12 protein-coding genes and 5 pseudogenes are annotated in these 18332 nt (G+C 51.0%); 7 read left to right on the forward strand and 10 right to left on the reverse strand.

All coding sequences use genetic code 11. The annotated features are described in order from the left end of the window. Positions 1–88: 88 nt before the first annotated feature. The 3 genes and pseudogenes from CS369_RS02040 to aegA form a co-directional block, all read right to left on the reverse strand. A pseudogene (locus CS369_RS02040) lies at positions 89–812 on the reverse strand (4'-phosphopantetheinyl transferase superfamily protein). 348 nt (positions 813–1160) lie between these two features. Then, positions 1161–1676: a 4Fe-4S binding protein gene (locus CS369_RS02045; RefSeq protein WP_196905798.1), complete on the reverse strand. Its 516-nt coding sequence runs from the start codon at positions 1674–1676 to the stop codon at positions 1161–1163. Next, positions 1673–3667: pseudogene (gene aegA / locus CS369_RS02050) on the reverse strand (formate-dependent uric acid utilization protein AegA). The gene CS369_RS02045 and the pseudogene aegA overlap by 4 nt, the downstream one beginning before the upstream one ends. 680 nt (positions 3668–4347) lie before the next feature. On the opposite strand from aegA, the gene CS369_RS02060 reads away from it, so the two are divergent. From CS369_RS02060 to CS369_RS02085, 6 genes are all read left to right on the forward strand, one after another. Then, positions 4348–5019: a CsgG/HfaB family protein gene (locus CS369_RS02060; RefSeq protein ID WP_196905800.1), complete on the forward strand. Its 672-nt coding sequence runs from the start codon at positions 4348–4350 to the stop codon at positions 5017–5019. A 20-nt stretch (positions 5020–5039) separates the two neighbouring features. After that, entirely contained in the window at positions 5040–5399 is a 360-nt protein-coding gene (locus CS369_RS02065) for a DUF4810 domain-containing protein (RefSeq protein ID WP_196905801.1), read from the forward strand. Beyond that, entirely contained in the window at positions 5396–6052 is a 657-nt protein-coding gene (locus CS369_RS02070; protein WP_196905802.1) for a DUF799 domain-containing protein, read from the forward strand. The genes CS369_RS02065 and CS369_RS02070 overlap by 4 nt, the downstream gene beginning before the upstream one ends. A gap of 601 nt (positions 6053–6653) precedes the next feature. After that, positions 6654–7370, forward strand: a complete 717-nt coding sequence (locus CS369_RS02075; RefSeq protein WP_196905803.1) for a hypothetical protein — start codon at positions 6654–6656, stop codon at positions 7368–7370. Positions 7371–7410: 40 nt separating this feature from the next. Further along, on the forward strand, positions 7411–7647 hold the full coding sequence (locus CS369_RS25005; RefSeq protein WP_196905804.1) for a hypothetical protein: 237 nt from the start codon (positions 7411–7413) through the stop codon (positions 7645–7647). A 152-nt stretch (positions 7648–7799) separates the two neighbouring features. Continuing rightward, entirely contained in the window at positions 7800–8138 is a 339-nt protein-coding gene (locus CS369_RS02085; protein ID WP_196905805.1) for a hypothetical protein, read from the forward strand. Positions 8139–8230: 92 nt separating this feature from the next. Here the strand turns inward: CS369_RS02085 and ddlA are convergent, their stop codons facing one another. Then, complete coding sequence (ddlA, locus tag CS369_RS02090; protein WP_196905806.1) at positions 8231–9328, reverse strand: D-alanine--D-alanine ligase; 1098 nt, start codon at positions 9326–9328, stop codon at positions 8231–8233. 139 nt (positions 9329–9467) lie between these two features. Between ddlA and CS369_RS02095 the strand changes: the two genes are divergently transcribed. After that, entirely contained in the window at positions 9468–10286 is an 819-nt protein-coding gene (locus tag CS369_RS02095; protein WP_196905807.1) for a hypothetical protein, read from the forward strand. 60 nt (positions 10287–10346) lie between these two features. On the opposite strand, the gene CS369_RS02100 is transcribed toward CS369_RS02095, so the two are convergent. The 6 genes and pseudogenes from CS369_RS02100 to yihU form a co-directional block, all read right to left on the reverse strand. Further along, complete coding sequence (locus CS369_RS02100) at positions 10347–11738, reverse strand: MFS transporter (RefSeq protein WP_196905808.1); 1392 nt, start codon at positions 11736–11738, stop codon at positions 10347–10349. A 39-nt stretch (positions 11739–11777) separates the two neighbouring features. Further along, a complete protein-coding gene (locus tag CS369_RS02105; protein WP_196905809.1) occupies positions 11778–13160 on the reverse strand; it encodes an MFS transporter in 1383 nt (460 codons plus the stop codon). A 45-nt stretch (positions 13161–13205) separates the two neighbouring features. Continuing rightward, positions 13206–15015, reverse strand: a pseudogene (locus CS369_RS02110) (alpha-glucosidase). Positions 15016–15149: 134 nt separating this feature from the next. Then, positions 15150–16390, reverse strand: a pseudogene (gene yihS, locus CS369_RS02115) (sulfoquinovose isomerase). Positions 16391–16405: 15 nt separating this feature from the next. Further along, positions 16406–17284: a sulfofructosephosphate aldolase gene (gene yihT, locus CS369_RS02120; RefSeq protein WP_196905810.1), complete on the reverse strand. Its 879-nt coding sequence runs from the start codon at positions 17282–17284 to the stop codon at positions 16406–16408. Between the two features lie 38 nt (positions 17285–17322). Further along, positions 17323–18208, reverse strand: a pseudogene (gene yihU, locus CS369_RS02125) (sulfolactaldehyde 3-reductase). Positions 18209–18332 lie beyond the last annotated feature (124 nt).

Consider the following 18332-nt stretch of genomic DNA (forward strand, 5'->3'; position numbering starts at 1 on the left):
CCCATAAAGACGCCGGATAGATTTAAGCAAGCCCAACATCAATCGAAAATCAGTGTTGCAAAAGCGGGGGTGACCATAGATTTTTATATCAGGCCGAGGGAGCTTTCTCTGCGACGTGACTGGTGAGTTTGATGTAACTGCGCGATTGTCGTTGCTGCTGGATTATCTCACCGGTTTTATGCATCACGCCGTTCCCCTGATAACGCCAGGTCATCAAATGATTTATGGTCGGCGTCCGTGCGCAGGCCCAAGCCAGATAGCCATCAATATCACTGATGGCTTCCAGTGAGGGGAAGTAGGTTGAGCGTAATCGGCCGGAGGCAGGGTGCAGCCGCAGGTTATCGCCATGGCTGAGCTCAGGGTCCGATATTTTCGTGATGGCTTGTCGAAGGGTACAGAGCTGTGTGGCAGCCTCTAACGGATCGCTTTGAGCGTTGATCCAGGCGGTCTCTGCGGGCGTTTGCGTCTGTGTATGGATCGATGCGACATGGGCGGGGCGCAGATGGACAATCTCGATATCAATCCCCACCTTCCCCTCTTCACTAAGCAGTATTGCCTGCATAGGCCAGACTGAAATCGGGAAGACAGGAATCGATAAAATGAGGCCGCTCATCCGGTGAAAGCGTTATTGCGGGTAATACTGGGTAGCCGAAAAAATAGAACATCATTTCGGCCAGTAGTGCTCGACTTTTTAAGTAGCGCTCACGCCGCCAGACAGGAAGCTCCTGCGCGGCGGCGATCAGCGCATCGGGCAAGCGTTGTAGATCGGGTAATGCCCCCGTGCCGGTCCACCTGACAAAATGGCAGGTCATGCTTCACTCCGTGATAGTCACCAAGGGGTGAGTGTTCTCCGATTCACCCCGATAAAATAAAAATTATATGCATATTAACAGACTATTATATGAACAAAAGTAAAAATACCCATAAGTTTGGGTGATAGACGCGCCAACGGCATTTGAGGTTGCTGACAAATAGCACTACCTCATCGCTACCACCACCATCATACCCGCGAAGGCGGGAATCTCGTGCAGGTGAAACTCGTTTCTTCTCACAGAGATCCCCAGCTTTCGCCGAGTATGACGAGGTAAAACGAGGATGATGAGGGGTAAAGTGACTTTGTCATCAGTCTGAGGCGTTTCAGCAGCATCACCGTTTCTGACTTATAACAGGCGAATATCTGCGTTATCACGCGCTGCCTGTTGTTGCTTTTTGAAACTCCGTTGTTGCAGTTCACTGCTGCTTACCAGTGTCAGTGCGGATGTCGGACACACCCGCACGCAGGAAGGGGATGCGGCAACATCGACGCAGATATCGCACTTGTGCACCTCGCTTTTTGCCGCAACGCCTTGTGAGGTCACCACCACGTCAATGGCACCAAAAGGACAAGCAATAACGCAACTTTTACAGCCAATGCAACGAGATTGAATAACCTGAATGCTGTCGTGATGGCGCACCAGCGCATCATGAGGGCACACGCTGGCACAGGGAGCATTTTCACATTGGCGGCACAATACCGGCACGCTGACCTGCTCGCCCTTGATAACTTTCAGGCGCAGGAAGAAACGCGCTTTGTCGATGGTGGCATCAGCGCCGCCCGCATGGGCGACGGCACAGGCGATTTCACAGGTGCGGCAGCCAATACATTTACTGGCATCGGCAATCACAAAAGCGTTCATTGAAGCGTTTCCTCTCGCGACGAGTTGAACTGAGAAGCCAGCGAGACCGCCGGTAAGGAAGCGATGGTGCTTTGTAACCCCATCTGGTCGAGCATGCTGATGGCGGCCTTGCGCCCATCGGCAATCGCAGTGACCACTAAATCCGCACCGCGCACGGCATCGCTACCGGCAAAAATACGCGGATGGTTGGTTTGGCACGGACGTCGGCCGTTGCCGCGCGCCGGTGCGTTAATGTGGCCCCAATCATCCAGTCTCACCTTGGCCTCTTCAAGCCACGGCTGCTGTGCGGTTGAAAGCCATATGCAGTGATAACGGCTTCAGCGGGTTGGACAAACTCGGAGCCGGGGATAACACGTGGCCGACGGCGGCCTCTGGCATCGGCCTCACCCATCTCGGTTCTGACCAGACGGATACAGCAGACGTTGCCCTGCTTATCCAGACAAATCTTCTGCTGCTGAACGTTAAACATAAATTCCGCACCCTCTTCGCGCGAGTTCTTCAGCTCTTTTTTCGATCCCGGCATGTTGGATTCATCGCGGTGATAGGCACACGTTACTGATGCCGCGCCCTGACGCAATGAGGTTCGCAGGCAATCCATGGCCGTGTCACCACCGCCGAGCACCACCACGCGCTTTCCTTCCATCGAAATATAGGGTTCGTCTTCCAGATCGGGTAACCCCATAACCCGTTTGGTGTTGGCAATCAGGAACGGCAAGGCATCGTAAACGCCTGGCGCGTCTTCATTTTCCAGACCCGCTTTCATCGAACGGTAAGTGCCGACGCCGAGGAACAGGGTTTCGTATTCCTCCATGATTTACGACAGCGCGATATCTTTCCCGACTTCGGTATTGAGTTGGAAGTGAATGCCCATTTCACTAAACACAAGTGGCGGCGATGGATCAGCACTTTTTTGTCCAGCTTCAAGGGAGGAATACCAAAGGTCAGCAGGCCACCAATCTCAGGGTGACGATCGAACACGGTAACCTCAACGCCGTTGCGTGCCAGTACGTCCGCACAGGCTAAACCCGCAGGCCTGGCACCGATGATTGCCGCGCGCTTGCCGGTGGGGGTAACACCGCTCATGTCCGGTTTCCATCCCATCGCCATGGCGCTGTCCGTGATGTAACGCTCGATATTGCCGACGGTAACCGCACCGAATTCTTTACCCAGCGTACAGGCTCCTTCGCACAATCGATCCTGTGGACATACGCGACCGCAAATCTCCGGCAGGCTGCTGGTTTGGTGTGAAAGCTCCACCGCTTCCAGTATGCGGCCCTGCTTCGCCAGGCTGATCCAGTGCGGGATACTGTTGTGCAGCGGGCAGGTCCATTCACAGATGGAATGGTTGCCACAGGAGAGGCAGCGGCTTGCCTGGTCTTGCGTCTGTTCAGCGGAGAAACCGTGATAAATTTCGTCAAACGTGGTTTTGCGTAGCTCAATGGGCTTTTTCTTCGCCTCTACGCGCGGCCAGTTTTGGCGCTGTTTGAGTGGATTGACGCTTTTGGTCGGCATGACCGGCGTGGCGCGCTGCCAGGTGGTCGCAGAACGCTGCGCCATTGCCTGTTGCTTGGCTTTTCGCTTCACCTCCAACGTCTGTTCACTCACCAGCGTGAGCGCTTGCGTTGGGCAGGCTGCCACGCACGCCTGGCCTTCGGGCGGCCGATACACAGGTCGCATTTACGCGCAAGCGAGGCCGGGTTGGTTGGCTCTGCAACCATCGACATCGCCCCAAACGGGCAGGCAAGCACACAGGTTTTACAACCGATGCATTTGTCTTTTAACAGTTGGATGCTGTTGTCTTTACGCACCAGTGCCTGAGTGGGACATACGCTGGCACAGGGCGCATCTTCACAATGGCGGCAGGTTACCGCTGAACGCAGTTCCGGAGTGTTGAAAACCTTGATGCGGGGTAAAAACGCGTCCGCACTCGCAAGATACTGGTTGTCGTTGTGTGAAATGACACAGGCGATTTCACAGGCTTTACAGCCCATTCAATCTTGAGCGTTAGCAATAACAAAGCGGTTCATAACCTCTCCCTGACACATCTAGCCGATAAAAAAGAACCCAGAGTGGTGACGACAAACGTCCCGCAGCGTGTTTGCCGCGTACATTTCCCGCGCCGGATGAGCAAAGATCATCGGCGAGGCGTTACTCTCTGATTGTTAACGTTCGATTTTTTGTCTGGTCACCCAGAAAGCGGTTTGGAAGGGGTTGGCACGGGTCTCGCACTTGCAGGAGAAAACACAAGAAAAAATACAACTTCCCCCCATTTACTGTCTTTCATCCTACTGGCTCCCTCTGTCTGTAATCTTGATGTAGGACATGTAAATAGAGGGTTAATGGTGGGAGAGGCACTGAAGGGAATGAAAACAAAATGGTGTTTTGTATCAGTTAGTTATGTCGCTGTGTTTTACTTAAGGTAACCTCGATTATCCAGCATAATGTGTCAAAAAATGACGAAATAATAAACGATAACCTTGGTATTGTTAGGGTTTTGGCGTTTTTTGTTATTAAAATTAAGAAAAACAGCTAGTGACAGGTCTTTACATCCATCATATTGTAATGGCGCGAATAAATTACATTTAACACAATGAATTTATTCGCGATTTATGTAATTTTCACGGAAATGGTCGATCAAGATCACAAAAGAATATTGATAAGGGATTGGTCTATGAACAACAAAATCATCCTGGGTTCTCTATTGGTATCCGCGGCATTATTAAGCGGATGTGCAACAGAGTCTTCACGCAGCGTTGAGACACCTAAAGTTACCTCCTACCAAACGGCATATCAGGGTGTCCGCAGCCCGATATCTGTCGGAAAATTTGAAAACCACTCGAACCACATGAACGGTATTTTCTCTGATGGCGTTGACCGTCTGGGAAACCAATCAAAAACCATTCTGGTGAGCCACCTTCAGCAGACCGGTCGCTTCAACGTGTTGGATCGTACCAACATGGAAGAGATCAAGGCTGAAGCAGGTATCAAAGGCCAGCAGCAGAAACTCAAAGGCGCGAGCTATCTCATCACGGGTGATGTGACTGAATTTGGGCGCAAAGAAGTGAGCGATCACCAACTGTGGGGTATTCTCGGTCGCGGAAAAACCCAGGTTGCTTACGCCAAAACCACGTTGAACATGGTCAATGTGCAAACGTCAGAAGTGGTGTACTCGGTACAAGGTGCGGGTGAATACACGCTCTCCAACCGTGAAATTATCGGCTTTGGCGGCACGGCTAGCTATGACTCCACCCTGAATGGCAAAGTGCTGGATCTTGCTATTCGTGAAGCAGTGAACAATCTGGTGTCAGGTATTGAGAGCGGCGCATGGCGCCCAAGCAACTAACAGCATAGGGATTGCTACGTATGTCTTATGGAAAAAAAGGCGCAGTGCTGCTGGCAGCGGCGGTGCTGGCAGGTTGTGCCACAGAACCCAAAACAATTTATAGCTGGGATAATTACCAACCGACGCTGTATCAATATTATCAACAGGACAAAACCAGCCCTGAAGAACAGATCACAGCGCTGAATCTGGCGCTTGAAAAGGCCAAAGCGAAAAATAAACCGGTTCCGCCCGGCTTACACGCTCAGCTTGGCTTACTCTACGCTAATACCGGGCGGGGCACGGAAGCCCGTCAACAGTTCGAAATGGAAAAAGCGCAATTTCCAGAATCTGCGCCGTACATGGATTTTCTGTTGAGCAAAAATAAAGGAGTGGCCAAATGAACCGTTTTTTGGGATTTCTCGGGCTGGCATTCGCTTTGGTCCTGACCGGCTGTGCCAAGCCGACACCGTATGATTACACCGCGTTTAAGCAAAGTCGGCCGAAATCGATTCTGGTGCTGCCGCCGCTCAACCACTCCCCAGATATTAAAGCGGGCCCCAGCATGCTGACACAGGTGACTTATCCGCTAGCGGAAGCGGGATATTATGTGTTGCCAGTGGCGGTAGTTGATGAAACCTTCAAGCAAAACGGAATGACCACGGCGCAGGATATTCACGCAGTGAGCATCGATAAGCTGCGCCAGATTTTCGGGGCTGATGCTGCGCTTTATTTGGATGTTAAAGATTACGGCTCCAAGTACATGGTACTTAGCAGCGAAACCCGTGTAACGGCGGAAGCAAAGCTGGTGGATTTGAAAACCGGCAAGCAGATTTGGAACGGTGTTGCCACGGCCTCCAGCAGCGAGCAGCAATCCAACTCCAATGGCATCCTTGGCGCGCTGGTGCAGGCGGCGGTAGAACAGATCGCCAGCACGGTGTCTGACAAAGGGCATGATATTGCTGGTATCACCAGCGTGCGCCTGCTCTCTGCGAGCATGCCGCGTGGTGTGCTGTATGGCCCGCGTTCGCTACAATACGGTAAAGATGGACTGTAAGCTTCCTCGCGTTTAAACGGGTTATTGATCAAAAAGGAGCGTTCATTGTTTACGCTCATTTATCTAAGTAAACTGCTCGCTTGTGAATCACAGTAGCGTCTGCGTGATCTCAACATTATTGTGTGGCGTTAGCGTTCAATTCAGTCTCAAGCCAAAATTCATTAGGGATTTATAAATCGCTTTTTCTATTTTTATATCCCAACACCCTTTATTAAATGGTATTTAAAACAAGCAAATTAGCATAAGATATTGACCATTGTATTTTTTATCTGATGTTGATTATTGATTTTTGTAATGTTTTAGCACGCAGCCAAGTGTTTCTAGGAAGCGATAACTCTCTACCATCGACATGATGTTACCTGTGTGTTGGTTGCGATCGTTATTCAATTCATCTTTTTATCCGACGTAGACGTTGTTCAAAACAACAACCTTACGTGTTGTAACTCAACGTTTTTATGCGAGTGGTATCTGGTCGATTGGCGCTCTTTTTTGGCTGTTTTTGTGAAAAGCCGATTATTAATAGTTATGATAAGAAGAAACATACAATATTCAATGATATCGTTCAATTTTTGCACTTTATATTAGAGCAATAAGGAAAAATATGACTACAGTAAATTTAAATCAACTGGACAATTGTGTTTTAAATGCCCAGCGCATCTCTGCTAGTAATGGCGAAGGAAGTAATAATTCGACAGCATTAGCAAAAAAACTACACTCCATTGATAACACACCGTGTGTTTTACACTTTGGTTTTACAAAAGCGAACATTACGTCGGCCCTGAATAAACAGGGTACGCGTTTTATGGGAATGCCGAAGATGGCTATGCCAATGAAGCCCGGCTATATCAGAAGCCTTGCGCATGAGCAACGTGGCATAAATAATCCGATAAAATATCAGGGTGACCACATTTATAATCCACTTAATAAACATGGAAATACCTTTCAGGGGATCCCGAAAACTAACGCATCAACGCGGCCCGGTTTTATCAGAAGCCTTGCAGATGAGCGGCGTGGCGTAAATAACGTGGTTAAATATCAAGGTGGTCCCATTTACAATCCACTTAATAAACATGGGAATGCATTTCAAGGGTTTTCTGCCAGCATGAAAAGAGAGCCTGAAGCAGTGAGAGACGTTTCCAAAAGAAATTCTATCGATATAAGTCTTGATGATCATCTTTTTGAAAAGTATAAATTATTTTCTGTGACTAGTGAAGCAGAAGTGCAAGTTGCACCTGTGAGTCATGAAGGTGATATAAAACCTATTACGCTTAAAGATAATAAACCTTATAATCAAATAGCATTTTTGGACGTGAATTGATTTTTAGCGTATTCCAGCATATTGAAGAGATCGTGCAACTATGAACGTGGGCTTTTTAGGCAGTTCAGTTTTAAATGGTAAAAATTTGTCTAATCTTGTCATGTACAATGACAAAACGAAAGCAACGAAAATTAGCCTATGGGATAGATTTATTGATCTTTTTAAATCTTGCAAAAAGCAAGATGTCGTTAATACGTTTTACACCTTATTCATGGCGATAGCAATGAAGGCAATAGTGCTAAAACAAACAACAGATTTTATTGTTTTGAACAATTAAAAAGACTGGCGGATGTTGAACATCAACATCTGTTCAGCATCCGCGAAACGCAGCACAGCGCCAGTGAAAGCCTGTACACCTTCTCGATTGGCAGTGAGGATATTGTTAGCTTTTGTTCTGATAAAAATGGGCTCTCACTCGCTGGATTGGAAATGGCTGGCTTACCGGTAGTGGACAGTTATGAGCGCATTGTGTATGACTACATTAAAAGTCATGAAGCACGCTTTGTGGTTGATTGCAAAGACACCAAAACCAAGGCCGGCTTTGGCGCAGACGAGCTCATGGATTATAGCTGTTTCTTCCTGAAGAATAATGCAGATATCAGAAGAGAATTTCTTGCACACGGTCTGATAAATATGGATATAATGGACATACTCAGGGACGATATAAACGATCGGTTCCCCATCGATGAGAATCGAAGAAATTATGTACTTACCGTCATCAACGGTTCATTGAGGTCGCTGTATCAGTTAGATAGCGATTACATGTAAAGCCGGATGTCTATTATTGCTTATTCCAGACTTCGACGTGGTTTATTCGAAGTCTGGTGAGAGGGCTAATAGGTATATGGCGGGCGCATCCGTTATCGAACAGAACTTGCCAGAGCGCGATCGTTTTCCTGCCGTTCTAACGCTAACTCGATCAATGCGGTGATGAGATCGGTATAGCTTAGGCCGCTAGCCTGCCACAGTTTTGGATACATGCTGATATTGGTGAAGCCGGGCAGCGTATTCACTTCATTGATAATCACTTCATCGTCCGGCGTGAGGAAAACATCCACACGTGCCATACCTTGACATTCCAGCGCCTGGAAGGCCTGCAAGGCAATGCGTTGGATTTTTTCGTTAATTTCAGGCGTAAGATCTGCTGGTGCTCGCACCAGCGCACCTTGTTCGTTGATGTATTTGGTATCGTAAGAGTAAAACTCGTCGCTTAGCACAATTTCGCCACAGACGCTGGCTTTCGGGTGATCGTTACCCAGCACCGCACACTCAATTTCTCTGCCAACAATCGCCGCTTCCACCAGCACCTTGTGATCGAACTGGAAAGCGAGCTCAACAGCCTGCTGAAATTCTGCTTGGTTGCGTACCTTGCTCACGCCAACAGACGAGCCCTGATTGGCCGGTTTGATAAACAGCGGCAGCCCGAGCGTATTACTGACGCTGGCAAAGCTGTGATGCTGACGATTGGCGCGATTCAGGGTAACAAAAGAGGCTACCAGCAAGCCCGTGTCACGCAGTAGGCGTTTGGTGACGTCTTTATCCATGCTGACCGCGGAACCTAGTACGCTGCTGCCAACAAACGGAATATTGGCCATTCTCAGCAAGCCTTGCAGTGAACCGTCTTCTCCCAGGGTGCCGTGCACGATAGGAAAAATAACATCCAATTGGGTAAGGGCGTGAGCACTCTGGCTTTCAATCACTTGCTGCTGTGTTTGTCCTGGGATCAGCGCTACGCTTTTGTTTGAGCGGTTCAAGGCGATCAGCGCGGGGTTCTCGGCATTCAGCAGGTAGTTTGACGCATCGTTGATATGCCACGCCCCTTGCTTGTCGATACCAAGCAGCGTCACATCAAACTTGGCTTTATCAATGGCATCAATAATATTCTTGGCCGATTGTAACGAGACCTCGTGCTCAGCGGATTTACCGCCAAAGATGATGCCCACGCGTAGCTTTTTCATGCGTTGATTCCTGTGTTGTAGTGCCAAACCCGTAGCGCTTAGGGTATTGATTAGATAATCAAGTGCCTCTGCGATCAAGCGCTTCACGGTATTGCGGGTAAAAAAATCCTCGCTCAGAGAACGATGTGAACACAACGGAGTGAAACTGCATTGTGCTTTTGTTTCGAATACGTGGCCTAAACTAGGCCATATTACTAATAAAAACTTAGAGAGGATTCGCAAGATAAAAATAGAACTTGCAGGAGGAAAGACTTTATATCATTACAATATGAAAAATTTAATACAGTATGACGATAAAAATAAAGCAACGGCATTGAGTTTATGGCAGCGATTTCTCGATCTATTCAGAATATCGCCCAAAAAGGACGTTATTAACTCTCTTTATGAAAACATTAATGAGCATCCCGCCGCCAAGCTAGGTGGTGCAGTCTATTATGGTTTTTATAATTTCGAGAAACTCAAAGCGTTGGCCTTACCGGCATATAAAGACCTGTTTAAAATAAATGTTCAATCGTTGGGGATGCTGGGGACGAGATACACTTTTTCAATCGATAAAGTCGATATTTACAGTTTCGACACACCCAATAATTGGGATTCACTGTCTGAGCTTTCATTTAATCAGTTGCCTTTGATCGAAAACTACATCCCTATCGTTAAAAAATACGCCGCCGATAATGATGTTGAGTTTGCCAAGCAATTCCCGGATACCAAGATAAAAGATGACTGCGGTGGTGATGAAGTTATGGATTATAGCTGCTTTTTTTTAGAGAGAAACCCGGACATTAAACTCACCTTGCTTGAGTATGGTCTTTTCGATGTGGATATCACCAACGCTTTTGTAAATGACATGGAAGCTCAACTCAAAGGCTATGATGATAGAATCGGAAGGATCAATTACCGACTAATCACCTTGCAAATATCACTCAAATATCTTGAGAGCAGAGATTGCATGATGTGATATATTCACCGCCAGTCGGGGTGTTGAGTGCGTTGGTGCAATCCCACTGCCGATGATATTTCACGTTACCCGCCACTCTTCAACGCTGTAAACGTTAGGTTTCTCACCTTTATGCTTACGTTGACAGATTTCTTCGATAATCAACGCAAAGCGTTTCTCATTGAGCTGGTAAAAGAAGCCCATGGTTAATACGGCAACGATCTCCAGACCGCACGGCCAGAGAAAAATAAGCTGGCGCAGTCCGAGCAGGGTGGCGTCACTCTGTACCACATTCGGCATATAGCCGATGTGGGTCAGCATGATTCCCGGCAGAAAGCCGGCCAGCGCAGCGGAAATCTTGCGCGAGAAGGTGTAACCGGTATACACCGAGCCTTCAGCGCGAATACCGGTTTTCCATTCTCCATAATCGACCGTATCCGGCACCAGTGCCCAGTTCAGGCTGTTGACAAAGGCAGTGCCGAAAAAAGCCATGCAGGAAAATGAGACAAACAGTATCGAGTTGCTGCCCCAGAAAAAGTTCAACACGTCGCCGATGGCCCATAGGGCCAATCCAGCGAGGTAAACCTGCTTTTTGCCAAAGCGTTTTACCGCACCCGGCACTATAAACACCCCGATCAAAATGCAGCCCATGCTGAAAAAACCCATCCACGACAGCAAGTGAATATCGTTCAGTACGTATTGGGTGTAGTAGACCTGAATGGCCAGTTTGATATTGAACAGGTTGACAATACACAGCACCAGCAGCGGTGGGTTATGAAAAATGGCGCGGAAAGACTTCAGGATGCCGAGTTTATAGTGATCGGGCATGACATCCACGTAGCGCTCCTGCACACCGCTGTAGCACCACCACATGCTAAACAAGCCGCAGGTAGCGAAAATCAGAGCGGCGACCAAAAATCCCAGTGAAGGTTGTGCTGTAAAAAGTGCCTGGATCGGCATAAATCCTACGGTACACAGCAGTAGCCCCAGCGTCACGCCGCCCTGTCGCCAGGCGGCCAGATGTGCTCGTTCGTGCGGGTTTTTCGTGATGGCAGGCACCATCGCGCCGTAGGAGCACAAGCTGTAGAACAAGCCAAACAACATAAACAGCACGGTGGCCAGCGCGGTTTTGACCGTCAGACTGAAGTCATTCGCCACAAATTGTGCGGTGGCGACCAGCGCAACTGGCACGGAGGCGTACAGGATAAACGGGCGGGACTTGCCTTTTTTGCCGATGTTGCGCCGGGTATCAAGCAACACGCCGGTCAGCATATCGGTGAAGGCGGTAAAGAATTTCGCCACCAGAAAAATAATCCCGCCATAAAAGGCGGGCATACCCAACTGATCGGTATAAAACTTCAGCAGATACAGCGTGCCGATACACAGCATCAGGTTTGAGCCGAAATCGCCTATCCCGTAGGAGAACTTTTCTTTCAGGCTCAGTTTCAGCGTCAGAGGATCCGTATTGTTCATTGTCGATCCTTATGACGCCCCGCAGGGCGTCACGTGGTATTACGCCAGACGTTTCCGGGTTTCTATTTCTGCAACGATACGCACGTACATTTTTTCGTTGAGGTTATAGAAACAGCCCATTGCCAAAATGGTGACCACGGCGAGCGCGCACTGATAGATGAAAATCAATTGCCGTAAGCCTTCAACCGTGCCTGCCGATTGCACCACGTTCGGCACATAGCCGATTTGCGTCAGCATCCAGCCGGAGAAGAAGCCCGCCAGCGCCTGAGACACCTTGCGAAAGAAGGTAAAACCGGTGTAGACCGTCCCTTCCGAGCGCACGCCGGTACGCAATTCGCCGTACTCAACTGTATCGGACACCAACGCCCAGTTGAGGCTGTTAACAAAGGCGGAACCGAAAAATGCCAGGCAGGAGAAAGCAACAAAACTGACCGAACCGCCGCCGAAGCTGTAGTTGAGCAGATCGCCCAGTACCCATATGGATAATCCGCCGATATAGACTTTTTTCTTGCCGAAGCGCCGCACGGCACCGGGCATCAAAAATACGCCGATAAAAATACAGCCCATGCTGAAGAAACCCATGTAGGAGAGCAGGATGGGATCGTTAAGCACGTACTGGGTGTAATAGACCTGAATGGCAAGCTTGACGTTAAACGCGCCGAGGGTACACAGGTTGGCGATGCACAAAATAAACAGTGGTCGGTTACCGGCTATCGCCCGGAAAGAGGCTAACAATCCCGGTTTCTGTGCTGGGTTAACGGGCTGCACTTCCACATAGCGCTCTTTCACCCCAGCGTAGCACCACCACATAAAGAACAAACCGAACAGCGAAAACAGCGTGGCAGCAAAGATGTAGCCGAGCTGTGGATTGCCGTCGATCAGATTCATGACCGGCACAAACAGTACGGTACACAGCAGCAGGCCGAGTGTGGCACCGCCCTGACGCCAAGTGGCCAGCGAGGCGCGCTCATCGGTATTTTTGGTGATAGCGGGCACCATCGCACCGTAGGAGCAGTTCATCATGCTGAAGAACAGGCCGTACAACATAAACAGCACGGTTGCCATCACGGTTTTGCCCGTAATGTCGAACGGGGTACCAATGAAGTTAGCCACCACCAGCAGCGCCACGGGGAAGGAGGCGTACAGCACGAAGGGGCGGAATTTTCCTTTCGGACCAATATTACACCGTGAATCCAGCATCACGCCGGTACCCATATCGGTAAAGGCGGTAAAGAACTTAGCGATCAGGAAGATAATGCCGCCGTAGGTGCCCGGCAGACCCAGTACATCGGTGTAGAATTTCAGCAGGTACAACGTGCCAATATCCAACAGGATATTGGAGCCAAGGTAACCCATGCCGTAGGCGAGTTTTTCCTTGAACGGCAGACGTAGGGTCGCCGGATTGGTTGCGGACTGACTCATTTTTATTCTCCGAATGCCCGCAGGTAGCGCTGCGGGCGAGCCGTTTTACAGGTGTTGTAATGAACCAAACAGGGTTGCCCATTGGCTGTCCGCGCGATAGAACACCGGCGGTTTGCCCAGCGGTGCGTCAACGGTGACATCACAGCCGCGGTGTGTTTCCCCCGTCCACAGGTTGACCCAGTTATCTTCTGGGAGATAAAGCGTCCAGTCGCTGCGGCCCTGTTCGTAGACCGGTGCCACCAGCAGATCCTGTCCAAACAGATACTGGTATTTCAGATGGTAAGTGCGGGCATCGTCTTCGTAATGCAGGAACAACGGACGCATCACGGGCAGGCCGCTGCTGGCGTTTTGTGCCACGGCCTGTTTGATGTAGGGCTTCAAGGTGGTAAAGACGGTGGTCATGCGCGCGAAGTGCGCGATGGTTTGCGCATCGCCATCAAACTGCCAGTTATCACCGGGGCGGTTGCCTTCGTGGGTGCGCATCATGGGGGTAAAGGCGCTGAAATCGCACCAGCGCAGCAGCAGCTCTTTGCTGCGCTTCATCTCGAACAGCATGGTGTAACCGCCAATATCGCTGTGGTGCAGGCCGTGGCCGGTCATCGCCAGAGACAGCGCGGCAGGCACCACTGAGGCCAGCCCGTCATCCAGACTCCAGTCAACGTTCTGATCGCCAGCCCACCTCGATCAGGTTCTGCTTAATGACCTCTTTGTACCAGTCATAGGCGGCGGGATTGGTTAAATCCACGACGCCACCATAGAACTCGCCAAATTCCACCAGATAGTCGTTGCCTGCCGCATCTTTCGCCAGATAACCGTGCTGTGCCGCTTCGGTACACAGGTCTTTGTCGCTGGCAACGTAAGCGTTGATGTAGGAGAGGAATTGCACGCCTTCCTGATTCCACTGCTTGATGCGTGCTTTCAGCTCCGGATAGAGGGTTTGGTTCCAGCGCCATTTCCACATCACGCGCTTACCGAAAGAGGTCATGCGAATCCCGGACCAGTCCTGCGCCCAGATGCCGTTAACTTTTACGCCTCCGTTACGCATGGTATCCAGTTTTTGCTGGCACACTTCGGTGCCGCCCTGAATGCCAAGCGTCACGCCGTCGTACACCCAATCCGGCAGTTCCGGCTGCCGACCCAGCAGCGCTGTGAGTTTTTCCAGCAGCGCAATGTAGGTGTCCGCACATTCGAAGCGCAGGGTGGCATGATCTTCCCACATCGCCAGTTCGTGATAATCCGGTGCGGTAAAATCAAAATTCATGTAGCAGCTGTTGTCAACATGGCAATAGTATTTTTGGCTGCTGACAAAGGTGGGTTGCGGGAAGAAGGTCCAGTAGTAGTCGCCGCCCGCGTTCTCCTTGCAGTCGGCCTACCAGGTGACATAGCTGTGTTTGTTGCGACCCACACCCTGTTCGCTGGTCCACAGCGGGAACGGCTTGCCGCGCAGATTAAAGTAGGAAAACTGTTCTCCGCAGCCATAAATATGGTCTTGCTCCTGCGCCGCCAGCCGCAGCCAGATACGGTTATGGCCGTGGTTGTCGTTTTGCAGTGCCAGCGCGAGTCTGCCTTGTTCATCACGCGTGATACGCAATGTGGAGTGCACCGCATCACCGCGACTAAAGCGGATGGACCAGCCATCCGCTTGTTCCAACACCGTCGCGTCGTTCAGCGCGATTTTCTCATTCAGACGATCTTTAATGCTGAAATTGCCGCGGAACATATCGATGTCGGCATTGCCGGCACCAATCCATAAACAGGGCGCTTCTGCGCTGTGGCGTAGAATCAGGCGCTGTTGATACGTTAACGAAAATCCGCCGTCAACGGTGTGTAATTCGATATCGGTCAGAGAACGCATTATGACCTCCATAAAGTAGGGTAATTTTCTCTTTTTTGTATCTTTTCAATCGCTTTTATCTGACCGTTCGGGGTCTTCGTCGCCCGGTGTTGGCTGGTTTATCCGCCGCGCGGTCAGGGTGCTACCGTTCACGTTTATCTGGCTTGACTGTCCAATAGTCCGGCAGCCACCGCAGGGGCTAAACCGGGTGCCAGTGGCAGACGAGGGATCACCAGACAGTGCAGCAGATGGTAAATATCCTGTTTGCCATCCCACACCTTGGTGGTCACTTCATTGTAGATATCCAGCTCTTGCCACCAGGAGCCGTTCTCGTAGTCCATGAGATATTTGATACAGTAGTCCCACCATTTCTGATACCAGGCTTCGTACTGGCTATCACCGGTGACTGTGTACAAGGCGTAGGCGGTGCCCATCGCTTACACAATCGGCCAGAGCACGCGTTCGCGCACGATGGGCTTGCCGTCCCAGTCCACGGAGTAAACAAAGCGATCTGCGCCGTCGGGGGCCCAGGCATCGCGGATGGTGGCGTGAAACAAGCCTTTTGCATCTTCCAATAGCCAGTCTGGCGGGGTCTCAAAGCGGGCTTCCAAGGCAGCGCGCAAGTGCAGCATCAAGCGGCCCCACTCGATCCAGTGCCCCGGCGTGCCGCCGTAGGCGCGGAAGCGGTGGGCGGGGTTATCCTTGTTGTAATCGCGAATCGGGTTCCACTGTGCGTCGAAATGCTCGTTGACGCGATACTCGCCGCGTCGCGCCACATCATGAATAATCACGGAGGCAATCGTAGGGCGCGATCGAGCCATTTACGGTCATGGGTCACGTCGTACACAATCAAAAAGGCTTCGACCGCGTGCATGTTGGCGTTACCGCCGCGATAGTCTTCGGTTGCGCTGAACGCTTCATCCCAGGATTCCAGACACATCTGCTCCTGTTCGCTCCAGAAGTACTTTTCGATTACCGCAATGGCGTCATCCAGCAGCGCTCTGGCCTGCGGATGTCCGGTGGTAACGGCGCTGGCCGCACCGAGCAATACAAAGAAATGTTGATAACCTTGCTTTGAGGCATCCGTAACGCCTTCATCGTTAACGCAGGCATACCAGCCGCCATAGCGCTTGTCGCGCAGCGCGCCGTTCAGCGCCTGAATACCGTGTACCACCAAGGCATACGCGCCGGGACGGCCCATGGCGGCGGCCACGGAATAGACGTGCAACATGCGTGCAGTGATCCACAAGTGAGTGCCCATCTCGGCCCTGACCTGGCCGTTATTGCCTAGCCAGCCGAAGCCCGTGGCGACCACCGCGTTCTTGCCGAAATCGAGGATGCGATCCGTTTCTTGTTCCAGCCAGCGGTTGTGGCTCAGCGTCTTAAACCATTTCATCATGATGCGTATTCCTCAGCGGCGACGAGCCATCATCTCATCAGCGATTTCACCCAGACGCTGCAATTTGGGCGCAGAGACATCCCTGAGCATCAGATGCATATCGGGCAGACCAATCACGGAAGACCACACGGCCCGACCGGCTAAAAAGCCTGAGGCACCGGCTTCCATGGCAACGCGCACGGCACGCGGGAACAATTTTTCATCAACGCCGGAAGAGAGGATGACCCATGGCATAGCAATGTGTTCATTGAGTTTTTGCGAGGCAGCGAGCAACGCTTGCTGTGTGCCTTTGCCGTGCAATGGCATCTCCACTTTGTAGAGATCGGCCCCGATGTCGCCCAGTTCTTTTGCCGCATCGATAATGGCTTGTTCACGATCGAAGTGGTCGCCACAGCGCGGCGGATGTACCACGGGTTCGATAATGCTGAGCAGCCATTGAGCGTGGCAGATGTGGTTGAATGTTTTCACCATCTCCAGACGCTGCTGCGCATCTTCATCGCTGCGCCACAGCACCAGCAGTTTCAATGCCTTGGCCCCGTTGTTTTTGGCGGTCACCGGATCGACGCTGTTATCAATCACGACGTTATCAACTGGAATGCCGTTACCGGGAATAAACGCATCGGCGGCAACGATGGTGCCGCAGGAAGGGGCGATCGCCTGCTGCTGCACCACTTGTGGATAGCAGAATTGCTGATCGACCAAAATGGCTGAGGCATAAGGCGACAGAATTCTGGCGGCATTGATTTTAAAATCGGTTAACACCTGATCGCTAACCGGTTGCGGGGCCCCTGCTGCTGCAAACATTAAGCGCATTGCTTCACTCTGATCGACGGCGAGCATGGAAAAGCCGCCGGAAGGTCGGGTAATGTCTTCCAGCGTGTAGGTTTCCATGTATCTGTCCTTTATTTATGTGTTACAGAGAGCGGTGGTTACTGAGCGGCTTTCGGGGCTAACCCGGCGCTGGTGCGTACCTGCTCAAGAATGGCTGTCCAGTCCTGGCGTCCACGTCTGGCGGCGCGCACCTGGTTGTAAAGCTCGCGTGAGGCCGCACCGAGCGGCATCGGAACTAGCCACGTCCAGCGCGATGCCTAAATCCTTGTGCTCCAAATCGATCATGAAAGCGGGGGAGAGATCGCCTTTCAGCACTTTGTTGGGCCAGGAGGTCGTAAAGTGGCCTTTGCCTGCCGGTGTGCCGCTCATCACCTTGAGGGCGACATCGAAAGAGAACCCGAGCGCTTCACATAGCGTGGCGGCTTCTGCGGACAGGGCGTTGAGTGTGATGCTCATGTAGTTGTTGATGAGTTTGACCCGAATGCCCATGCCAGGACCGCCGGCATTCACCAGCTCATTGCCCATTGCCATCAGTACCGGTGTCGCGCGCTCAACCTGTGCGGGCGTGCCGCCTGCCAGTAACAGCAATGTGCCTGCGACGGCATGGTCAGAAGTGCGGCCGACGGGCACATCCATCATGCTGAAGCCTTTCTGGTTCATTTCGCGGATCAGGGCGTCGGTTTGCAGTGGATGAATGCTGGACATATCGATCACCAAGGCATCCGTGCGCAGTGTGGTGCAGACCCCCTCATCGCCGAACAACACATTGCGCACCAAATCACCGTTAGGCAGCATGGTGATAACGAACTCAGCCTCTTTTGCTGCATCTGCGGCGCTCTTGGCGCTGCACGCGCCCTGTAGTACCAGTGTTTGCACAGCGGCCTGGCTGATATCAAACACATGCAGTTGCTGTCCCTGCTTGATCAGGTTGTTTGCCATGGGGGCGCCCATTTGCCCGAGGCCGATAAATGCGATTGTTGCCATGCTGGTCTCTCGCCGTTCTTGTTTGTCACATTTTGTCTATTTGTGACCATTTTTGCTCATAATATTGATCTTATTTGTAACTTATAGTCAAAAAATTGATATTCATCACTCTTTAAACATTTGA

It is taken from the genome of Candidatus Symbiopectobacterium sp. 'North America' (genome assembly GCF_015762685.1).
Taxonomy (GTDB): domain Bacteria; phylum Pseudomonadota; class Gammaproteobacteria; order Enterobacterales; family Enterobacteriaceae; genus Symbiopectobacterium.

Bases quoted from the DNA above. Each gene is read 5' to 3' on its own strand.
- ddlA (WP_196905806.1), bottom strand. From the start codon at position 9,328: ATGAAAAAGCTACGCGTGGGCATCATCTTTGGCGGTAAATCCGCTGAG.
- CS369_RS02075 (WP_196905803.1), top strand. From the start codon at position 6,654: ATGACTACAGTAAATTTAAATCAACTGGACAATTGTGTTTTAAATGCC.
- CS369_RS25005 (WP_196905804.1), top strand. From the start codon at position 7,411: ATGAACGTGGGCTTTTTAGGCAGTTCAGTTTTAAATGGTAAAAATTTG.
- CS369_RS02065 (WP_196905801.1), top strand. From the start codon at position 5,040: ATGTCTTATGGAAAAAAAGGCGCAGTGCTGCTGGCAGCGGCGGTGCTG.
- CS369_RS02070 (WP_196905802.1), top strand. From the start codon at position 5,396: ATGAACCGTTTTTTGGGATTTCTCGGGCTGGCATTCGCTTTGGTCCTG.
- yihT (WP_196905810.1), bottom strand. From the start codon at position 17,284: ATGGAAACCTACACGCTGGAAGACATTACCCGACCTTCCGGCGGCTTT.
- CS369_RS02045 (WP_196905798.1), bottom strand. From the start codon at position 1,676: ATGAACGCTTTTGTGATTGCCGATGCCAGTAAATGTATTGGCTGCCGC.
- CS369_RS02105 (WP_196905809.1), bottom strand. From the start codon at position 13,160: ATGAGTCAGTCCGCAACCAATCCGGCGACCCTACGTCTGCCGTTCAAG.
- CS369_RS02085 (WP_196905805.1), top strand. From the start codon at position 7,800: ATGGCTGGCTTACCGGTAGTGGACAGTTATGAGCGCATTGTGTATGAC.
- CS369_RS02100 (WP_196905808.1), bottom strand. From the start codon at position 11,738: ATGAACAATACGGATCCTCTGACGCTGAAACTGAGCCTGAAAGAAAAG.
- CS369_RS02060 (WP_196905800.1), top strand. From the start codon at position 4,348: ATGAACAACAAAATCATCCTGGGTTCTCTATTGGTATCCGCGGCATTA.